This is a genomic window from Campylobacter sp. RM5063, from assembly GCF_024723655.1.
GTDB lineage: Bacteria > Campylobacterota > Campylobacteria > Campylobacterales > Campylobacteraceae > Campylobacter_D > Campylobacter_D lari_D.
Map to the genome: position 1 here is coordinate 1 of NZ_JANQDA010000080.1, position 272 is coordinate 272.

A 272-nucleotide genomic window follows, 5' to 3' on the forward strand; every position below is an offset into this window, starting at 1 on the left:
AAATATACATTTTCTAGAAAGTTATAGAAATTTTATAGCTAAAAAATTTGATGTAGTAGCTGTAAATGTATTTTATCATTGTTTTTGCCAAAGAAGATCGGATGTGGACAAATATAGTGCTGAAATGACTTTTTTATTAGACGATATAAGAACATTTGAAAAGGCTTTCAGGGATTTTGAAATAGAATTTGAAGTGCTAGATAATACAAAAAATATAGAAAAATATTATCAAATTCTTGATCAAAAAATGAGCATATTAAAAGAACAGGGAA

General features: G+C 25.0%; 1 protein-coding gene. It reads left to right on the forward strand.

Features of this window, described 5'->3' with window-relative positions:
- On the forward strand, positions 1 to 272 hold a 272-nt coding region (locus CAMP5063_RS08455; protein ID WP_337195174.1), incomplete at both ends, for a DUF2920 family protein.